The 19999-nt window shown below is 71.4% G+C and carries 16 protein-coding genes and 2 pseudogenes; 9 read left to right on the forward strand and 9 right to left on the reverse strand.

The genetic code is table 11. The annotated features are described in order from the left end of the window. Positions 1–133: 133 nt before the first annotated feature. The 3 genes from KGA66_RS19455 to KGA66_RS19465 all read right to left on the reverse strand — a co-directional run bounded on the left by KGA66_RS19455 (position 134) and on the right by KGA66_RS19465 (position 3264). Positions 134–1294, reverse strand: a complete 1161-nt coding sequence (locus tag KGA66_RS19455; RefSeq protein WP_211469593.1) for a D-alanine--D-alanine ligase family protein — start codon at positions 1292–1294, stop codon at positions 134–136. 69 nt (positions 1295–1363) lie between these two features. Next, positions 1364–2368, reverse strand: coding sequence for an NAD(P)H-dependent glycerol-3-phosphate dehydrogenase (locus KGA66_RS19460; protein WP_211469594.1), 1005 nt, complete (start codon positions 2366–2368; stop codon positions 1364–1366). After that, positions 2365–3264: a lysophospholipid acyltransferase family protein gene (locus KGA66_RS19465; protein ID WP_211469595.1), complete on the reverse strand. Its 900-nt coding sequence runs from the start codon at positions 3262–3264 to the stop codon at positions 2365–2367. The genes KGA66_RS19460 and KGA66_RS19465 overlap by 4 nt, the downstream gene beginning before the upstream one ends. A 246-nt stretch (positions 3265–3510) precedes the next feature. On the opposite strand from KGA66_RS19465, the gene cofC reads away from it, so the two are divergent. Further along, a complete protein-coding gene (gene cofC / locus KGA66_RS19470; RefSeq protein ID WP_211469596.1) occupies positions 3511–4284 on the forward strand; it encodes a 2-phospho-L-lactate guanylyltransferase in 774 nt (257 codons plus the stop codon). A gap of 4 nt (positions 4285–4288) precedes the next feature. Then, positions 4289–4495, forward strand: coding sequence for a hypothetical protein (locus KGA66_RS19475; RefSeq protein WP_211469597.1), 207 nt, complete (start codon positions 4289–4291; stop codon positions 4493–4495). A gap of 452 nt (positions 4496–4947) precedes the next feature. Here KGA66_RS19475 and KGA66_RS19480 read toward each other — a convergent pair whose 3' ends face one another. From KGA66_RS19480 to leuC, 5 genes are all read right to left on the reverse strand, one after another. Further along, positions 4948–6336, reverse strand: a complete 1389-nt coding sequence (locus KGA66_RS19480; protein WP_211469598.1) for an ISL3 family transposase — start codon at positions 6334–6336, stop codon at positions 4948–4950. A gap of 298 nt (positions 6337–6634) precedes the next feature. Further along, positions 6635–7264: an HU family DNA-binding protein gene (locus KGA66_RS32165; RefSeq protein ID WP_211469599.1), complete on the reverse strand. Its 630-nt coding sequence runs from the start codon at positions 7262–7264 to the stop codon at positions 6635–6637. A 129-nt stretch (positions 7265–7393) separates the two neighbouring features. Continuing rightward, on the reverse strand, positions 7394–7768 hold the full coding sequence (locus tag KGA66_RS19490) for an SCO5555 family protein (RefSeq protein WP_211469600.1): 375 nt from the start codon (positions 7766–7768) through the stop codon (positions 7394–7396). A gap of 136 nt (positions 7769–7904) precedes the next feature. Continuing rightward, positions 7905–8504: a 3-isopropylmalate dehydratase small subunit gene (leuD, locus tag KGA66_RS19495; protein ID WP_211469601.1), complete on the reverse strand. Its 600-nt coding sequence runs from the start codon at positions 8502–8504 to the stop codon at positions 7905–7907. Positions 8505–8507: 3 nt separating this feature from the next. Further along, positions 8508–9947 (reverse strand): 3-isopropylmalate dehydratase large subunit, encoded by a 1440-nt coding sequence (gene leuC / locus KGA66_RS19500; RefSeq protein WP_211469602.1) that lies wholly within the window; start codon positions 9945–9947, stop codon positions 8508–8510. A gap of 206 nt (positions 9948–10153) precedes the next feature. Here leuC and KGA66_RS19505 point away from each other — a divergent pair, with 206 nt between their 5' ends. From KGA66_RS19505 to KGA66_RS19530, 7 genes and pseudogenes are all read left to right on the forward strand, one after another. Beyond that, positions 10154–11005 (forward strand): IclR family transcriptional regulator, encoded by an 852-nt coding sequence (locus tag KGA66_RS19505; protein WP_211469603.1) that lies wholly within the window; start codon positions 10154–10156, stop codon positions 11003–11005. 274 nt (positions 11006–11279) lie between these two features. After that, positions 11280–12503: pseudogene (locus KGA66_RS19510) on the forward strand (carbohydrate-binding protein); the annotation flags it as partial. A 66-nt stretch (positions 12504–12569) separates the two neighbouring features. After that, positions 12570–12698 (forward strand): annotated as a pseudogene (locus tag KGA66_RS32480) (carbohydrate-binding protein); the annotation flags it as partial. 171 nt (positions 12699–12869) lie between these two features. Next, a complete protein-coding gene (locus tag KGA66_RS19515; RefSeq protein WP_312886989.1) occupies positions 12870–14219 on the forward strand; it encodes a glycoside hydrolase family 3 C-terminal domain-containing protein in 1350 nt (449 codons plus the stop codon). A 321-nt stretch (positions 14220–14540) separates the two neighbouring features. Beyond that, complete coding sequence (locus KGA66_RS19520; RefSeq protein WP_211469605.1) at positions 14541–16892, forward strand: HelD family protein; 2352 nt, start codon at positions 14541–14543, stop codon at positions 16890–16892. A gap of 4 nt (positions 16893–16896) precedes the next feature. Next, complete coding sequence (locus KGA66_RS19525) at positions 16897–17226, forward strand: hypothetical protein (RefSeq protein WP_211469606.1); 330 nt, start codon at positions 16897–16899, stop codon at positions 17224–17226. A gap of 277 nt (positions 17227–17503) precedes the next feature. Then, positions 17504–19042, forward strand: a complete 1539-nt coding sequence (locus tag KGA66_RS19530; protein WP_211469607.1) for a serine/threonine-protein kinase — start codon at positions 17504–17506, stop codon at positions 19040–19042. Positions 19043–19074: 32 nt separating this feature from the next. On the opposite strand, the gene KGA66_RS19535 is transcribed toward KGA66_RS19530, so the two are convergent. After that, complete coding sequence (locus KGA66_RS19535) at positions 19075–19851, reverse strand: AMIN-like domain-containing (lipo)protein (RefSeq protein WP_211469608.1); 777 nt, start codon at positions 19849–19851, stop codon at positions 19075–19077. Between the last annotated feature and the right edge of the window lie 148 nt (positions 19852–19999).

Genomic DNA, 19999 nt, shown 5'->3' on the forward strand with positions numbered 1-19999 from the left:
CCCATTCCACGACCCCGACAATCTTCAGTCGCTATGCAAGCGCTGCTACGACTCGGTTACCCAACGAATCGAGAAGGGCGGAATGCTTAGAGAGTTCGATATTTTTTTTTTAGATGTGTATAAGAGACCGCCGCTACCGCAGACCGGTCGGCCGCGAGAGAGCCTCGGTGATGAGCCGGTCCACCAGTTGCGCGTACGTCACCCCGGATGCGGCCCACATCTGCGGGAACATCGAGGTCGGGGTGAAGCCCGGCATCGTGTTGACCTCGTTGACCAGCCAGCGGGCCGGGCTCTCGGCGCTCTGCTCGGTCAGGAAGAAGTCGACCCGGGCCAGGCCCTCGCACTCCAGCGCCTCGAACGCGGCCAGCGCCAGCGCGCGCAGTTCGGCCAGCTGCGCCTCGGTCAGCACCGCCGGCAGGTCGATGTCGGTCGAGCCGTCGATGTACTTGGCCTGGAAGTCGTAGAACTCGTGGCCGCCGCGCACCTTGATCTCCGCCGGCAGCGACGCCAGGGGCTGCGCGCCGGGACCGGCCAGCACGCCGATCTCGATCTCCCGGCCGCGCACCATCGCCTCGACGATCACCTTCGGATCGTGCTGCTGCGCGGTCTCGATGGCCGCGGCCAGTCCCTCGGGTCCGGGCACCTTCGAGATGCCCATCGAGGAGCCGGCGCGGGCGGGTTTCACGAACACCGGGTAGCCGAGTTCGGCGACGGACGCCGCGACGGCCCGCGGGTTCCGGAGCCATTCGCCGCGGCGCACCGCCACGTACGGGCCGACCGGCAGCCCGGCGGAGACCAGCAGCCGCTTCATGAACTCCTTGTCCATGCTGACCGCGGAGGAGAGCACCCCTGATCCCACGTAGGCGACGCCGGCCAGGTCCAGCAGTCCCTGGAGGGTGCCGTCCTCGCCGTACGGGCCGTGCAGCAGCGGGAAGACCACGTCCACCTCGCCGAGCGCCTTGGGCACCGAACCGGGCTCGTGCACGGTCAGCTCACGGGCGGTCGGGTCGGCGGCCATGGTCACCAGCGCGCCGCTGGTCTCGTCGATCCGGGCCGGAAGCCGTCCGTCCGTGATCGCCAGCTGGCCGGCTTCCTCCCCCGCCATCAGCACCCAGCGACCGTCGGTGGAGATTCCGATCGGCAGCACCTCGTAGCGTTCCGGGTCGAGCACGCTCAGCACACTGCCCGCGGTGACGCAGGAGATCGCGTGTTCGGAGGACCGGCCGCCGAAGACGACCGCGATCCGGATCTTGCGCTGCGGCGCGGGCTGCGCGAAAGGCTGGGACTCGCTCATAGCAACGAGACCTTACCGTCTCGGACGTGACCGATCCTCAGCCCGATGGGCCCCGTCCTCGGCAGAGCCTCAGTAGAGCGACTCCGATTTCGCGGATCGGGCCATCAGCGCCGCCAGCATCTCGCGCGGCGAGCGGCCCTCGTGCACGACCGCGACCACGGTCTCCACCAGTGGCATCTCCACCCCGTGCCGCCGAGCGAGCTCGAGCACTGACGCACAGGACTTGACGCCCTCGGTGGTCTGCCGCACCTCCTGCTGCGCCTCGGCCACGGTGTGCCCCGAGCCGAGCAGCCTGCCGAAGCGGTGGTTGCGCGAAAGCGGGGAGGCGCAGGTCGCCACCAGGTCGCCGAGGCCGGCCAGGCCGGCGAAGGTGTACGGGTCCGCGCCGAGCGCGACGCCGAGCCGCGCGGTCTCCGCGAGGCCGCGGGTGATCAGCGATGCCTTGGTGTTGTCGCCCAGTCCCATGCCGTCGGCGATTCCGGCGGCCAGGCCGATCACGTTCTTCACCGCGCCGCCCAGTTCACACCCGATCACGTCCGTGTTCGTGTACGGCCTGAAATACGTACTATGACATGCCTTCTGCAGCCGTTCGGCGACCGCCTGGTCCGCGCATGCGACCACTGAGGCGGCCGGGTGCCGCTCGGCGATCTCCTGCGCCAGGTTCGGCCCGGAGACCACCGCGACGCGGTCGGGCCCGACGCCGGTCACCTCGCCGATGACCTGGCTCATCCGCATGCAGGTGCCCAGTTCGATGCCTTTGATCAGGGACACCAGCACGGTTTGCGCGGGGATCAGCGGCGCCCAGCGGATCAGGCTCTCGCGCAGGCTCTGCGCGGGGACGGTCAGCACCAGGAAGTCGGCGCCCTCCAGCGCGGCCCCGGGGTCGGTCGTGGCGTGTACCGATTCCGGCAACAGGATCCCGGGCAGATACTCAGGGTTCTGGTGTTCCTGTTCGATCCGGTCGACCACCGAGGCCCGCCGCCCGCACAGCACGGTCTCGGTGCCCGCGTCGGCCAGGACGAGGGAGAAGGCGGTGCCCCAGTTGCCGGCGCCGAAGATGGCGGCGCGGGTCACGCCTGCGCCCCGGGTTCGGTGGCGGCCGGCTGCGCGGGCCCGGGCGGTGCCGGTTCGGCGTGCGCCGACTCGGCTTGCACGGGTTCGGGCTGCACGGGTTCGGGCTGCGCGGGCTCGGCGTGTGCCTGCTCGGCTTGCACGGGTTCGGGCTGCGCCGGCACGGGCGCCTGCTGCGGCGCGGCGGCCTCGGGATCGAAACGCACGGCCGGGGGTTGCTCGCCGCGGATCTCCGCGAGCATCCCGGTGATCACGTCCATCAGGTGCTCGGTGGCCGCGCGCAGCGCCTCGCTGGTCATCTCGGGCCCGTAGCGCGCCCGTAGATCGATCGGCTCGCCGGCGGTGACTTTGAGCGTCTTGCGGGGCAGGAAGTCCGGCTTCTTCGAGTACGAGGCGAACACCTCCTGCGCGCCCCACTGCGCGATCGGCAGCACCGGAGCGCCGGTGCGCATTGCGATGCGCGCGGCCCCGGTCTTGCCGGCCATCGGCCACAAGCCGGGGTCCTTGGTCATCGTGCCTTCCGGGTACACGATGATCGTCTCGCCGCGCTCCACCGCCGCCAGCGCGTCCTTGAACGCCAGGGCGGCGTCCCGGGATTCGCGATAGACGGGGATCTGCCCGGCCGAGCGGAACAACCGCCCGAGCATCGGGGCCTTGAACACCCCGGCCTTGGCCAGGAAGCGGGGCGTGCGCTTGGCCTTGACCAGGAAGTGCCCGAGCGAGATCGGATCGAAGAACGAGTAGTGGTTCGCCACCACGATCACGCCGCCCTCGCGCGGCACGTTCTGCATGCCGCGCCAGTCCCGTTTGACCAGGACCACCAGCAGCGGGCGGCAGATCGCCTCGATGAACGTGAACGCCGCCCCGGGCCGGGGGTTTCGGCGCGATGCGCGGGCCACGTCGGTCCTTCTTCCGTTGGTGCCGTATTTTCGTATGGAGCGTGTTCGTGTGCAGCGTGTTCGTGTCGAGCGGCGCCTGCGCCGTCACCGGCCCGGTACTCGGCGGTTGACCGGACGGACCGGCCCGGGCATGGCGATCCAGTCTCCCGCGCCGGATGGTCCGGCGCAAAGCACGGCCTGCCGCGAGCGCGAGGCGCGCCGCCGCGCCGCGCCTCGCGCCGCGGCGCAGCATGGGAGGATCTTCGGGTGTGGTCCGTGGTGGTTCCCGTCAAGCGGCTGCCGGATGCCAAGTCCCGGCTCGCCGGGTTCTCCGGCGAAAACCGCGCGGCGCTGGCGCTTGCCTTCGCAGGCGACACCGTGGCCGCGGCGCTGGCCTGCCCGCTCGTCTGCGCGGTCTTCGCGGTGACCGGCGACACGCGGGTCGCCGGGCGGCTGCGGGCCCTGGGCGCGCGGATCGTGGCCGACGACGGGCCGGACGGACTCAACGGCGCCGTCGAGACGGGGCGGCTGCGCGCGCTGGCCGACGATCCGCGCTGCCGCGTCGCCGCGCTCACCTCCGACCTTCCGGGCCTGCTGACCCGGGATCTGACCGAGGCGCTGGCGGCGGCGCCCGGCTCGCGCGCGTTCGTCCCGGATACTCCCGGTAGCGGCACGACGCTGCTGCTTTCGGACCGACTCGGCGCACTCGGCCCGCGTTTCGGGGTCAATTCGCGGTACGCGCACGAGGCGAGCGGCGCGCTGCTGCTGGCCGGCGCGGGCCGCTCACTGCGCCGCGACGTGGACACCGTCGAAGACCTGGCGGACGCGATCCGCCTCGGTGTCGGCCCGTACACGGCGGCCGCGCTCGACCGCATCGGCTGGCGTACATACCGCGGCCCCGCCTCCGACTACGCCGACGCCGACTCCGACTACGCCGACTCCGAGCACGCCGATGCGCAGAACTCCGCCGTGGAGGGCGCCGCTTCCGGGTGCGCCGCCGCCAAGCACGATCCCCGGCGCTGCGACCGGGCACTACGCTGAAGCCATGCAAGGGACCGTGCGTATCTTCGACCCCGCGACGCGGAGCGGCTCCGTGGTGCTGGACGACGGGACGGAACTGGCCTACGACGCCGCGGCGTTCGACGCGGGCGCCCTGCGGCTGGCGCGACCCGGACAGCGGGTCTCCCTGCGCGTGGACGGCGACGGGCGGATCACGGCACTGACTTTGGCGACGCTGCCGCTGCCGGACTGACCGGCGCGCGGCGACGGGGCGACGGGGCGAATTCGCGATACTCAGCGGATTCCCGGGCCGCGATCCCGATCAGCGGTTGAACGGTGTTCCAGCCATCGGGTGCGGCTCGGCCATACCGAGACCGGGAGACCGAGACCGAACATGCCGACCGCGACGGGACGACGGCGACGCAAGGGCGAGGACCGACCCTGCCGGCCCGCGCTTCCCGGGAGAATCAAACCACGGTGATCGGTGGAATCCGGGACCGGCGGCGCCGGACACATCGATCCTCGCGGTCGTGAATCAAGCCGGGACTCGACCGGCGCGCGGGATCAAAATGAATTTCCGATACCCGGCCGCAGTTTCGCCGGTCGGTTCCGCCGACGAAAACGCCGGTTGACCATCGCCAGGAAATCGCTTCGCCCGCGCGGCGGTGCGGCCGAGAGCGGCCCCGGGTATCGCGCGATACCGGCTCATCGAGCTTGGCCGTGCTGTTCGGTCTGGGGGCGGCGTCTGGGTTGGGCGTAGCGTCCGCTGGTGTGGGTGGTGAGGTGTCCGCGTGCGCGTCGGGTGGTGGCGGCGCGTGCGCGCAGGCGCTGGTTGGCGGGGTTGCGGTAGCCGAAGGCGCAGCGGGCGTCGGTTTTGATCACGCGGTTGGTGCCCTCGGAGCCGGCGTTCGTCACGCCGGTGGTGATCGCGGCGAGGATTTCCGGCCACCAGGTCGAGACCGTGCCGGCCAGGCGCTGTATCTCCGGCAGGCCGCTGGCCGCGGCGTTCTCGTAGAACCGGATGAGCAGGGCGCTGATCTGTGTCCGGTCCGGGTGCGTGCCGTGCAGCGCGAGCAGGTCCATGAGGTCTTCCTTGACGTTCCAGGCCTTGAGGATCGGGGCGCCGATCTTCGCCGGCAGCGCCCGGAGGTCCTCGATCATCGGGTCCAGGTGCTTCGCGTGCATCCGCGCCCCGGCCCGGGTGAGCCTGTTTCTCAGCTCCCACTCCCGGTTGCCCTTACGTCCTCGCCGTCCGCGCGCCTGGACGGTGACACGGCGGCGTACCTCGGTCAGCGCCGCGTTCGCCAACTGCGCGACGTGAAACCGGTCGACCACCAGCGTCGCGTGCGGCAGGCTGGTGCGGATCGCGGACTTGAACACGGTGCACATGTCGATCGCCACGACCTGGACGCCGGCTCGCCACGCAGGGCTCTGCGCCTCGATCCACGCCGAGACCGCTGCGGCCGTGCGGCCCTCGACCTGCCCGAGCAGCCCGGAGCCGCCGCCGAGGTCGACCATCCCGACGTGCCACTTATCGGCCACCACATCCCACCTTTCATCTCCTGCTTCGCTGGGCACGAGTCGGAAGCGCGCCTTGCCCCGCCGGATCTCGTCGATGCCCAGGCGTGCGACCTGCGGCGTGGCGGCCGGCAACGCGAGCCGGGCGTGCGCGGCGAACGCCGCCTGCGCGATCGGCCAGGACACCTCGTGATCGCGAGCGGCCTGGATCACGGTGCGCCCCTGGTCGGCCACCGCCGCCCCGATCGAGGCGCGAAGCCGTCCGGTCAGCCGGGCACGCGGCGGGATCTGCGGGACCGACTCGGTGAACGTCGCACGCTCACAGGCGGTGTTGCGGCACCGCCAACGCCGCTTGGTCCACGTCAGCGTTGTCCGGCGACCCGCCACCGGCAGGTCCCGCGGCCGGGTGCGCACCCACGAATGCGGATGCTGCGACTGCTGCCCGCACCTTGGGCAGCACCTCCCCTCGCCGGCAGCCGTCACCAGCGCGATCAGCGGGTTGCGCTCCGCGTCGAGCCCGACGGAGACGGCCTCCACCCCGTCCAGGCCCAACAGCCGTGTCGTATCGTTGACCAAGCCCGTGGCTCCCTCACGATCACTCTTGTCTCAGCAACTCGAATGATCACAGGGCGCCACGGGCGCCACCACGTCAGCAAGACCCTGATCTACAGGCCACCGGCCGCCCTACACCCCAAGCACGGCCAAGCTCGATGAGCCGCGATACCCGGGGCCGCTCGTGTCCTGTTTCACCAGACGCCCGCCCGCGCCCGCCGACATCCCGCACCCGTCCTGTCGACCTCCGGCGGCTACCGGCTACTGGGCCGTGTCCGAGAAGTATCGCCGGGGCCGCGAGGACGTGGGCGGCTCGCGCGCCTCAGCGCTTCTTGGCAGCGCTCTTCTTCACGGTCGCCTTCTTGGCGGCCGTCTTCTTCGCCGCCATCTTGGTCGCCGGCGCGACGGCCGCGCTCTTGCGCGCGACCGGACGGGCGGCGGCTTTCTTACTCACCGTCTTCTTGGCCGTGGACTTCGCGGCCGCCTTGGTCACGGCCGTCTTCTTCGCCGCGCCGCGGCTGCCGGCCGCCTTGGTCGCGGTGCTCTTGCGCACCGTGGCCTTCTTCGCCGGGGTCGCCTTCTTCGCGGCGCCGCGCGCGGCGGGGGCCGCACTCTTCTTCGCGGCGGCCGCCGCAGCGCGCTTGGCCGTCGCCTTCTTCGCCGCGGCGGTCTTCTTGGCACCGTTGACCTCGTCCTTGAACGCTTGCCCGGCACGGAATTTCGGCACCGTCGCCGCCGCCACCTTGACCTGCTCGCCGGTGCGCGGGTTGCGCGCGATGCGGGCCGGGCGCTTGGCCGACTCGAAGGTGCCGAACCCGGTCAGCGAGACCTTGTCGCCACCGACCACCGCACCGGTGATTCCGTTGAGCACCGCGTCGACCGCCTCGCCGGCCGCCCGCCGTGACACCGTTAACTTCTCGGCTACCGCGTCAATGAGCTGCGCCTTGTTCACGTTGCTTCCCTTGGAGAGGGTGCGGTGCGCGGGACGCGCCGCACGAGTGGAAACCTGGCCGCGGCGCCCGGAAATCACACTCCAGCCGTAACGACCTTTTCCGCACCGTAGAGCGATGAATCGGGCGAATCAATCACCAAGCGCGCTAATCACCCTTGTGTCGCAATGGTTTCCACCCGGCATGGAACCGGACTTACCGCCCGCGGCGGCACCGCGCTTCTCGTCGATGGCGCTCAAGAACAGGCCGAGGCGACGCATCGCGTCCGCCTGATCGTGCCGGGAGGCGGCGGTGATGACGAGCAGCCGCCGGACGAAATCGGCCCGGTCCGGCAGATCCAGCTCCATCCCGCGCAGCACGCCGTGCGCCTCCTTCAGCAGCTCGGCCAGGCGCGCGTAGCCGGAAAGCTGGCGCAGTTCCTCGGAATCGAACAGCTCCGCGGCGGACGCGCGATCGTGGCCGGTATCGTCACCGTCCTGATCCGCGCCGAACTGTTCCACCCGCACCCGTACATTGTGCCCCGACTCGGGCATGCTCTGTCACGCGCGACGCAGAAGCGGCACGCCGGACATCCGGCGTGCCGCCTCGGTTGCTGCGTTGGCTGCTGCGTTGGCTGCTGCGTTCGGCGCGTCCCGGTCTCTTTCAGGCCGGGATGGGCAGCGTCACCGGCTTGTACGACGGCCGCCGCGCCTCGAACTCGTCGATCGCCTCGACGTGCCGCAAGGTCAGCCCGATGTCGTCGAGCCCTTCCATCAAGCGCCAGCGCGTGTAGTCGTCGATCTCGAAACCCGCGACCAGGTCGCCGGCCCGCACCTCGCGCGCGTTCAGGTCGACGGTCACTTCGAGCGCCGGGTCCGCCTCGGTCAGCTCCCAGATCCGCTCGACGGTCTCCTGCGGCAACACCACGGTCAGCAGCCCGCCCTTGAGCGAGTTGCCGCGGAAGATGTCGGCGAACCGGGAGGAGATCACCGTCTTGAACCCGTAGTCCTGCAGGGCCCAGACCGCGTGCTCACGCGAGGAACCGGTGCCGAAGTCCGGTCCCGCGACGAGCACCGAGGCGCCGGCCCGCTCCGGCCGGTTCAGCACGAACTTCGGGTCGTTGCGCCACGCGGCGAACAGTCCGTCCTCGAATCCGGTGCGGGTGACGCGCTTGAGATACACCGCCGGGATGATCTGGTCGGTGTCCACGTTGGAGCGACGCAGCGGGACCGCGGTGCCGGTGTGGCTGATGAACTTCTCCACGGCTCAGACCTCCAGCAGGTCGGACGGGGCGGACAGGTGGCCGGTGACGGCGGTGGCCGCGGCGACCAGGGGCGAGACCAGGTGGGTGCGCCCGCCCTTGCCCTGCCTGCCCTCGAAGTTGCGGTTCGAGGTCGAGGCCGAGCGCTCGCCGGGGGCGAGCTGGTCCGGATTCATGCCGAGGCACATCGAGCAGCCGGCGAACCGCCACTGCGCTCCCGCCGCCTCGAAGACCTTGTCCAGTCCCTCGATCTCGGCTTCCAGGCGCACCCGCGCCGATCCGGGCACGACCAGCATCCGCACGCCGTCGGCGACCTTGCGGCCCTTGATGACCTCGGCGGCCGCGCGCAGGTCCTCGATGCGGCCGTTGGTGCATGAGCCCACGAACACCGTGTCGACCGCGATCTCGCGCAGCGGCGTGCCCGCGCTCAGGCCCATGTACTCCAGCGCGCGCTCTGCGGCGGCGCGCTCGTTCGGGTCGGCGAAGGAGGCCGGGTCCGGCACCCGCTCGCCGAGCGGCGCGCCCTGGCCCGGGTTGGTTCCCCAGGTGACGAACGGGGTCAGCTTGTCCGCGTCGATCTCGACCGTGGCGTCGAAGACCGCGTCGTCGTCGGTGTGCAGTGTCGACCAGTAGCCGACGGCGGTGTCCCAGTCCGCGCCCTGCGGGGCGTGCGCGCGGTCCTTGAGATACCCGAAGGTGGTGTCGTCCGGCGCGATCATGCCCGCGCGGGCGCCGGCCTCGATCGACATGTTGCAGATCGTCATCCGGCCTTCCATGGACAGCTCGCGGATCGCCTCGCCGCGGTATTCGAGCACGTAGCCCTGGCCGCCACCGGTGCCGATCTTCGCGATCACGGCCAGGATGACGTCCTTGGCGCTCACCCCGGGCTGCAACCGGCCGGTGACGTTGACCGCCATGGTCTTGAACGGCTTGAGCGGCAGCGTCTGGGTCGCGAGCACGTGCTCGACCTCGCTGGTGCCGATGCCGAAGGCCAGCGCGCCGAAAGCGCCGTGGGTCGAGGTGTGCGAGTCGCCGCAGACGATGGTCATTCCCGGCTGGGTGAGACCGAGCTGCGGGCCGATCACGTGCACGACGCCCTGGTCCGCGTCGCCGAGGGAGTGCAGCCGCACGCCGAACTCGGCGCAGTTGCGGCGCAGGGTCTCGATCTGGATGCGCGAGACCGGGTCGGCGATCGGCTTGTCGATCTCCAGGGTCGGGGTGTTGTGGTCCTCGGTGGCGATCGTCAGGTCCGGCCGGCGCACCGGGCGGCCGGCGAGCCGCAGCCCGTCGAACGCCTGCGCACTGGTGACCTCGTGCACGAAGTGCATGTCGATGTAGAGCAGGTCGGGTTCGCCCTCGGCGCGGCGCACCAGGTGCGCGTCCCAGACCTTCTCGGCCAGGGTGCGGCCCTTGGCGGCCGCGGACCCTGCGGCATTGGCTGCCATCGGTTTTCTCTCCTTCGGCTTCGCCGGCCCCGCCGTTGGGGTTGCTCCGGCGATGAGCGATAGGCACAGTCACACCGGAAGCGCGGCGGATCGACACCGTCTGCCCGGCGCTGCGCTCGTCGAACTCGGTCGGTGAACACGAGCCTCGCACCGTCTCAATGGCCATCGCATTTGTGTCTCGTGATTTGAGATGGCAATATCGTTCCATGGACACAGCCCGCCATCTGGACTCCGTTCGCCCCGTGGATCCGGCCCGCGCGCTCGATTCCCTGGCCCGCGCCGCGGATCCGTACGCGCGCGCGGGCGAGGCCGCGCGCCCGCCCGAGCAGACGCGCCCGCTCGACTCCGGCTCCAGCGGCGTCGGCGTGCTGGACAAGGCCGCCGCCGTGCTCTCCGCGCTGGAGGCCGGGCCGGCCACCCTCGCCTCGCTGGTCGCGGCGACCGGACTGGCGCGGCCGACCGCGCACCGGCTCGCGGTGGCGCTGGAGCACCATCGGCTGGTGTCGCGGGACATGCAGGGCCGGTTCATCCTGGGGCCGCGGCTGTCCGAGTTGGCGGTCGCGGCCGGCGAGGACCGGTTGCTGGCCGCCGCCGGACCGGTGCTTACGCACCTGCGCGACATCACCGGCGAGTCGGCCCAGCTGTACCGGCGCCAGGGCGACATGCGCGTGTGCGTGGCCGCCGCGGAACGCCTGTCCGGGCTGCGGGACACGGTCCCGGTGGGCACGGCGCTGCCGATGGCCGCTGGTTCCGGCGCGCAGGTGCTGCTGGCGTGGGAGGAGCCGGACCGCATGCACCGCGGCCTGCAGGGCGCGCGCTACACGGCCACGACGCTGGCCGGGGTGCGCAGGCGCGGCTGGGCGCAGTCTGTCGCGGAGCGCGAGATGGGTGTGGCCTCGGTGTCGGCTCCGGTGCGCGGCCCGAACAACCGGGTGATCGCGGCGGTCTCCGTTTCCGGCCCGATAGAGCGGCTGACCCGCCAGCCGGGCAAGTTGCACGGCGAGGCGGTCGTCGAGGCCGCGGCGCGCCTGTCGGAGGCGGTCAAGCGCGGGTCCTGACACGGTCCCGTTATGACAAAGGGCTGTTTCTGGTACGGCGCGGTCCGTCTGGTCACGGCGCGGCGCGGGTCCTGACACAGTTCGTCAGGGGTGGCGAGCGGTGGGAAGGCTGCGCTCCGGTGCGGCAGTCGTAGTGTCCTGTGTCCTAAGCGAAGCTCAATGCAGTGTTATCGACTCGACGACCCCTTGACCGTTTCATTGGTCTAGTCCACTGTGGTACTCCCCAGGACCGGACGGCGCCCCGGTCCGCCGCGCACGCGAACAGGAGTAGTCGTTGAGAAGGAAGCAATTCACGGCGCTGGGCGCGGTGGCGGCGGTCGGCATCGCCACCGGCGTCACCTTCGCGCTGGCCACGTCGAGCAGCGCGGCGACGAGCGCGCTGCCGAACAACTGGTACGGCTCCGCGCCGTACGTGTTCGTCAACGATCCGGCGACGCCCGACCTGGGCAGCGTGATGGACGCGACCGGGCAGAAGGCGTTCGAGCTGGCGTTCATCCTCGACTCCGGCGGCTGCACCCCGTCGTGGAACGGCACTGACAACGTCTCAGGCGACACCTCGGTCGGCAGCCTCATCGCCGCGGTGCGGGCCAAGGGCGGCGACGTGTCGGTCTCCATCGGCGGTTACGGCGGCACGAAGCTGGGACAGGACTGCGGCACCCCGGCCGCCACCGCCGCGGCGTACCAGCAGGTGGTGTCCAAGTACTCGATCCACGCCATGGACTTCGACCTCGAAGAGCCCGAGTACGAGAACAGCACCGCGATCGCGAACGAGCTGGGCGCGGCGCAGATCCTGCAACGCGACAACGCGGGCCTCGTGGTCACCGTCACCATGCCCGGCACCACCTCGGGCACCGGCTGGTTCGGAACGCAGTTGCTCGACGAGTCGAAGTCGCTCGGCTTCACCCCGGCCAGCTTCTCGATCATGCCGTTCGACGGCGGGTTCAACGGCGGCTCGTCGCAGACCGCCGCGCTGGACGCGTTCCACGGCCTGCTGGAAACGCACATGGGCTGGGACAGCGCGACGGCGTACACGCACGAGGGCGTCTCGATGATGAACGGCCGCTCGGACACCGGCGAGTTCTTCTACCAGTCGGACTTCCAGACCGTGCTGAACTACGCCGAGAACAACCACCTGGGCCGGTACACCTTCTGGGACGTCAACCGCGACCGGCAGTGCAACCCGCCGGACAACAACGGCACCACGTCCAGCACGTGCAGCAGCGTGCCGCAGAACAGCTGGGACTTCACCAAGTACACGGTCCAGTTCGCCGGCGCGACCCCGCCGTCCACCACGCCGCCGAGTTCGCCCAGCGCCAGCGCCAGCCCGACCGGCGGTACCGGCGGTACGTGTACGGCCGCGGCCTGGGTGTCCACGACCGCGTACAACGGCGGCGCCGTCGTGTCCTACAACGGGCACACCTGGACCGCGAAGTGGTGGACCCAGGGCGACATCCCCGGCAACAACGCACAGAACGTGTGGACCGACGACGGCTCATGCGGCGGCGGCCCCAGCGCTTCGCCGTCGAGCGGCACGGGCTCGTGCACGGCCGCGGCCTGGGTGTCCACGACCGCGTACAACGGCGGCGCCATCGTGTCCTACAACGGGCACACCTGGACCGCGAAGTGGTGGACCCAGGGCGACATCCCCGGCAACAACGGCCAGAACGTGTGGACCGACGACGGCCCTTGTTAATGCGCTGAGCTGATGAGCTGAAGCGGCGGGGCGCGGGCGGCAGTTCGCCGCTCGCGCCCCGCCTGCGCTCCGCCGCCTGTTGCGCAACGCGGCGCGGCGGCGACCCGGGCGTCTCACATCGCGGGATCGGCCGCCGCGGGTTTTTTGGAGAGCGCTCTCCCGCACGCGCAGGTGGCGTTGCAGGGCGCTGAGGAGGGCACGGTTCTGCTGAAGAACAGCGGGATACTGCCGCTGTCCACCTCGTCGCTCAAGTCGATCGCGGTGATCGGCGTCGACGGCGGCGCGGGGACGCAGACGATCGGCGGCGGCAGCGCCACGGTCACCAGCCCGGGCACGGTCTGGCCGCTGACCGGGATCCAGAACCGGGTCGCCGGCACCGGGGTGGGCGTCGCGTACGACGACGGCTCGAACCAGTCCTCGGCCGCGTCGCTGGCCGCGAGTTCCTCGGTGGCGATCGTGTTCGCCAGCGACAACTACGGCAACGAAGGCAGCGACACCTCGACCATCAGCCTGCCGAACAACCAGGACGCGCTGATCTCGGCGGTGGCGGCGGCGAATCCGAACACGATCGTCGTGCTCAACGACAACGACGCGATCCTGATGCCGTGGCTCAACTCGGTCAAGGGCGTGTTCGAGGGCTTCTACGACGGGCAGAACTGGGGCAGCGCGATCGCGGCGCTGCTGTTCGGTGACGTGAACCCGTCGGGCAGACTGCCGGTGACGTTCCCGGCCGCGCTGTCCCAGGTGCCGGCGAACACGACGGCGCAGTGGCCCGGCGCGAACAACCAGGTGCAGTACTCGGAGGGGCTGAAGGTCGGGTCCCGCTGGTATGACGCGAACGGTCTCACGCCGCTGTTCCCCTTCGGCTACGGCCTTTCCTACACCACCTTCTCGTTCGGCGATCTTCAGGTCGGGGCGCTGAACAACGGCCAGGCGACGGTGACCGCGACGGTCACGAACACCGGCGCCCGGGCCGGAACCGAGGTGGCGCAGCTGTACGTGAGCGACCCGGCGTCGGTCGGCGAGCCGCCGCACCAGCTCAAGGGCTTCCAGCGGGTCCCGCTGAACCCGGGAGCGTCGGCGACGGTGACGTTCACCGTGACCGCGCACGACCTGGCGCACTGGGACACCGCGTCGAACAGCTGGCTGGCCGGCGCCGGCACGTATCAGGTACTTGTCGGCGGCTCGTCCCGCGACCTGCCGCTGACCGGGAACCTGACCGTGCCGACGACGGTCACCGCGAACGCCGCGACGGCGGGTGCGGGCACCGCGGGCACCCAGCCGGCGATCTCGAATCCGTTCGGCATGTCGAGCCGCATCGGGGCGCCGGCCGGTCTCGCGCTGAGCGGCACCTCCGGGCTGACGTACTCGGCCGACGGACTGCCGGCGGGCTTCACGATCAGCCCGTCCGGCGTGATCAGCGGCTCCGGGACGGCGCGCGGCACCAGCACGGTGACCGTCACCGGTCGAACCTCCACCGGCCAGAGCGTCTCGGTCACCTTCGTCTGGACCGTTTCGTGAACCGGTAGGCCGCGAAGCGCCGGGGCTCGGCACCGCGAAGGTGCCGAGCCCCGGCGCTTCGCGTACGGGGACTGGGACACTCGCCGGGCTTGCGGTGCGAAGGGGTGTGCCGCGACGCGGCGAAGCAGAAGCAGAAGCAGAAGCAGAAGCAGCCGAGTGGATCGCGCCGGAAGCCGGATTGATGAAAGCCGGTCAATGAAAGCCGGGTGCCATTGGAAGCCGCGCACAATCCACGCTAGACTCGGACGGCGCGTCTTTGCGCGCACGCCAAGATAGGCTGAAATACCAGCCACTAACTACGTTAGAGACCGTGGAGGCGTTTTGTCAAGCGGCTCGGCCGAGATTGCCCGCGAACAGGAATACGTGACCATGCTTTACCGCCGGCTCGACGCGCTGCGCGAGCGCGCCTCGGGCCGGTTCGCACAGGTGCTGCTGGAGAACGGCGGCACGCCGCAGAGCCGCACCGAGCGGGACATCAGGGCCGGGGAGCACGCCGACCGGCTCGCCCAGCTCGACGCCGCCGAGAACGGGCTGTGCTTCGGCCGGCTCGACTTCGCCGTCGGCGAAACGCGCTACGTGGGCCGCATGGGGCTGCGTGACGAACAGGACGACTACGAGCCGCTGCTGATCGACTGGCGCGCCGCGGCCGCCCGGCCGTTCTACCTCGCCACTGCCGCCGCGCCGCTCGGGGTCAGCCGCCGCCGGCACATCAAGACCCGCCGGCGTGCCGTCACCGGGCTCGACGACGACGTGCTCGACCTGGACGAACTGGAGCGCGACACGCCGGACGGGCACTCTGAGCTGGTCGGCGAGGGGGCGCTGCTGTCCGCGGTCACCGCGGACCGCACCGGCCGGATGCGGGACGTGGTCGAGACGATCCAGGCCGAACAGGACGAGGCGATCCGCGCCGGCCTCGCCGGGGTTCTCGTCGTGCAGGGCGGACCCGGCACCGGTAAGACAGCGGTCGCGCTGCACCGCGCCGCGTACCTCCTCTACGCCCACCGCGAGCGGCTGGCCCGGCGCGGCGTGCTGATCATCGGGCCGAACCCGACCTTCCTGCAGTACATCTCGCACGTGCTGCCCGCGCTCGGCGAGACCAGCGCGGTGCTGCGCACGCTCGGCGAGCTGTTCCCGGGTGTCGTCGCCGACCGCGCGGAGGCGCCTGAGACGGTCGCGGTCAAGGGCCGCCCGCAGATGGCGCAGGTGCTGGCGGCTGCGGTGCGCGCGCGGCAGCGGGTGCCCGAGCAGGAGCTGGAAGTCGAGATCGACCACGTCGTCTACCGGCTCGGGCGCGAGACCTGCGCCGAGGCGCGGGAGCTGGCGCGCGGCACGCTGGAACCGCACAACCTCGCCCGGCCGGTGTTCGTCGAGCGCGTCCTCGACGCGCTGACCGACCAGGTGGTGCGGCGGCTGAATCAGGACCCGTTCGCCGAGGTGACCCGGGAGCTGGCCGAGCAGATCGCGCGCGAGCTGCGGGAGCTGAGCGAGCCGGATGATCCGCCGCTCGAAGAGGAGCTGCTCGGCCGCCGCGACGCCACCGAGATCCGCGCCGGGCTCGCCGACGAGCCGGCGGTGCAGGCCGCGCTCGAGTGGCTGTGGCCGCGGCTGACCCCGCAACGGCTGCTCACCGAGCTTTTCGCCGACGCCGAACAGCTCGATCGGGCCGCGCCGCAGTTCACCGCGACCGAGCGGGCCGCGCTGCGCCGCGAGCCGGGTGGCGGCTGGTCCGTGGCCGACGTGCCCCTGCTCGACGAGGCCGCCGAGCTTCTCGGCACGAGGGACGACACGCAGCGGCTGGAGGAACTGCGACAGGCGCGGCGACTCGCCTACGCCCAGGGCGTGATCGACATCCTCAAAGGGTCGAACCCGATCGAGCGCGAGGATCCGCGCGAGTTCGAGCACATGCTGACCGCCGCCGATCTCATCGACGCGCAAACGCTCGCCGACGCCCAGGACGAGCGCGGCCATCTGAGCGTCGCCGAACGCGCCGCCGCCGACCGGACCTGGACCTTCGGCCACGTCATCGTCGACGAGGCGCAGGAGCTGTCCGCGATGGCGTGGCGGGTGCTGATGCGCCGCTGCCCGAGCCGGTCGATGACGCTCGTGGGCGATGTGGCGCAGACCGGGGATCCGGCGGGTACCGACTCGTGGGCGAAAGTCCTGGCCCCGTACGTCGGGGACCGCTGGCGGCTGGCCGAGCTGACCGTCAATTACCGCACCCCGGCCGAGGTGATGGCGGTGGCCGCGAAGGTCCTCGCGCGCATCGATCCCGCGCTCGAACCGCCGCGCTCGGTACGGTCGTCAGGGATCGAACCGTCCCGGGACTCGGTTCCCGCCGAACGGCTCGCCGCGCGCCTGGGCGAGGTCGCCGCGGGTGAGGCACAGTTGGTCGGCGACGGAAGGCTGGCGGTGATCGTGCCGGCGCGGAACGCCGAGCCACTCGCCGCGGCCGTGCTCGCCGCGGTGCCCGACGCCTCCTACGGGCCCGAGGCGGATCTGGAGAAGCGCGCCGTGGTGCTGACCGTCCGGCAGGCCAAGGGTCTGGAGTTCGACACGGTGGTCGTCGTCGATCCTGCCGGCATCGCGGCGGACCCGCTGCGCGGAGACAGCGACCTGTATGTCGCGCTCACCCGCGTGACCCGGCGCCTGGCCATCCTGGAAGTGGAGGGCTGAGCCGGTGACGGGAACGGTGTCGCAGCGGCGGCGCACCCCGCACGCGGTGCCCGCCGAGAGGACGCAACGCCAGCCGGGCCCGGCACCGGGCCGGACGCCCGGCGTAGCCCCGAGCCCGGGCGCCCCCGACTCCGACTCCGGCGCGGGCACGGGCACGGGCACGGGGCGTCCGGACCCGGGCTTGGACTCGGGCTCAAAGTCGGGCTTGGACCCGGGCTTGGACTTCTGGTCCGAGTCCGGGCGCCCCGGCTCCAGCCCCGCTCCCGGCTGCGAACCGGCCGGTGGTCCCGGCCTGGCGCTGGGCCTCGGCCTGGCGCTGCGGCTGAAGCTCTGACGCCACCACGGCCGAGTCCTCGCGGGCGACATTCATCGGGTCTGCCGGACTTTTTCAAACATTGGTCTATACCACATATCCCGAAGCCGTTCACCGACCTTCTCGTCAGCGCTCTTATCCGCGTTCCTACCAGCCATGATATGCAAAGGCCCGAAGCTCGAAGAATTTCCGGGTTAACGCTCACATACGGACGCATCGCCGCGACATAATATGCGTCAGCAAAGGACGGCACGGCTTTTGAGGACCTTGCCGTGGCTCGCGCTTCGGGAGGTAACAGGTGGCTGAAGGCGCGACAACCGGCAACCCGGCCGCGGCGCGGTCCGGCCCGGCCGGCGCGGGCGGGCTGGTTCTGGTCCGCGACGAGCGCGGGGTGCTCTCGGTGATGCACTGCCTGCCCGACGAGCTGATCCTGGATCCCGGTTTCCAGCAGGCGTACCGGGCCGAGAGCGCCGCGCTCGCGGCCCTGGACGAGCCGCGGCTGGCCGAGCCGCTCAGCTACATCCTGGACGCCGCCGGGCACATCGTGGCCACCGTGCGCCGGCACCTGGCCGGCGTGGCCCTGGCCACGCTGCTCGACGGCGCCGGGCGCGCAATCGAGGCGCAGGCCGCCGCGACCGTCGTCAGCGACGTGCTGATCGCGCTCGACGCGCTGCACCGGCGCGGCGTGGCACACCGCGCGCTCGACGCAGACCACGTCGTCGTCACCCGCGGCGGCGACTGCGTCGTCGTCGGCGCGGGACTGGCCGTGCGCCCGGACGGCGACGACCTCGGCGACGCCATGGCGTTCGACCTGGCCGCAGTGCTCGAACTATTCGAGTCCTGCCTCAGCGCGGGCCGCGGCGCCGGTCAACCGCACGGCGTCGCGCAGAACGTTTACACCGCGATGACCGAGGCGCGGCACGCTCCGGTCGACCGCTGGGAACAGGGCAGCGTCGCGGCGGAGATGCTGGCCGCGTTGGAGAGCGCCGCCGAACAGTTCGGTCCGGGCTGGCGCGAACGCGGACACGACCGCCTCGCCACCGGGGCACGTCTCGCGCGCGGCCCGCGCGGGCACCGCACCAAGCGCGACCGGCGCACCGCGAGCCGGGAAGCATGGCATCTTCCCACCGCGCTGATCACGCGCTCCGGCATGCAGGCCGACACGGCGCAGCCGGACACCGGGACTTCCGGCTTCGGCGGACGCGCGCTTCGGCGCGAGGCGCCGACCACTCCCCGCCGACGCCGGTTCGCAGCCGTCGCGGTGCCGCTGCTGGCGCTGCTGGCGTTGCTGTTGCTCGGCTTCGCGCTCAGGGGCGCTTTGTCGTCCCCGGCCCCGAAGAGCCCGCCGCCGCCTTCGCTCGCGGTGGTCACCGGCGCGCAGGCACCCCCGTCCAACGCTCTGACCTCGGCCGCAGCGAGCGGCCCGGCGCCGAGTCCCAGCCCCTCGCCGACCCGGCTCATCGTTCAGGCGGACGCGGCCGCGCCGGCCCCGGTCACGCGGGTCACCTCGCTGTCCATCGCAAGCCTCAGCTTCACCTCGGTGAGTTCGCAGACCGCGACCGTGGTCGTCGACGCCGGCACGAGCGGTAACGCCGCCGTCGACGTCGCCGTCACCATCACGCAGAACAGTCCCTACGGGCCGATGACCCGCACCGACCACTTCGCCTTCTCCGGACAGCGCCGGTACACGCTCAGCGACAGTTTCCGGGCGATGCCGTGCAACTGGGGCAGCGGATCCGCCCAGGTGGTGGCGGAGGTCAGCGTCATCGCCACGGTGCCGTCGACGGGCGCCTCGGCGACCACGTCAGGGCACCTTGATTCAACGGCCTGCCGCTGACCGTGCGGTGGCCGGGGAGGCGCTGGCGATGGTCACCGTCCGGCGGGGTTCGTGGCGTCCACGTCGAAGGCGACAGCGTAAAGGTGCTGACCGCCCCCGGTGATCGTTTCGGTTTCGTAGGCGCGCACCGCGATCTGCGGGTTGGACTGCGGGATCGGCCAGGCGATGCCGAGGCCGTAGGTCACCACGCCCTCGAAGTCCCCGGCCTGTGCGTAATCGACGATGCGAGTCAGCGCGATGTCGCGGCCCGGCTGCGCGGTGATCGACGAGCGCGAGCCGTCCGCGGTGTGCGCCTGGGCCTGGGAGAACGTGATCGTGAGCACGCCGGCGCCTTTGAGCGGGACGGTCTGTCCGCTGCCGCTGCCCGTCAGCGTGCCGGTGTACGCGAACCGATAGGTGGGGAACGCGGTGGTGAAGGTGAAGGTCATCCGGTTGAACGGCCGCTCGCCGGGGTCACGCGGGTGGTCGCCGACCGCGATGCGCACCAGCTGCGGGAGCGGCGGAACCGGATACGTGTGCGTCACCAGGGCGGACCCGTGCGCGTTCGGCCAGCCCCACTGGTAGGTGACCCGAGAGAGCACGACCGTCGCGGAAGGGGCCGGCGGGCTCGTGCGCGCGGCGGGCGCCGTGGCGCTGCGGCTCGGGCCGGGCGACGTCGTCGCGGCCCCGGTGGGGCTCGCGGACACCGACGGGACCGACGAGGGCGCCGCACCCGGCGCGGCGGCCCCACCGCCGCAACCACCCAGCATCGCCAGGACGAGCACCGCCAGCGGTGCGAATGCGGCTTCTGTTTTACGGGTGCCGTTCATGGGAGCCACCTCGGGCTGCGGGCACGGCGTAACCGTTGCGCCGACCCGCACTTCGAGCGTGACCGCGGCCTGAGCCGCGCGGCAGGTGCGATGGTCCCGGTTCGGCGCGACCAACGGCGTGTCTTGCCTCGGCAGGGTCTGCTTCCGT

The organism is Actinocrinis puniceicyclus, from assembly GCF_018283645.1.
GTDB classification, from domain to species: Bacteria; Actinomycetota; Actinomycetes; order Streptomycetales; family Catenulisporaceae; genus Actinocrinis; species Actinocrinis puniceicyclus.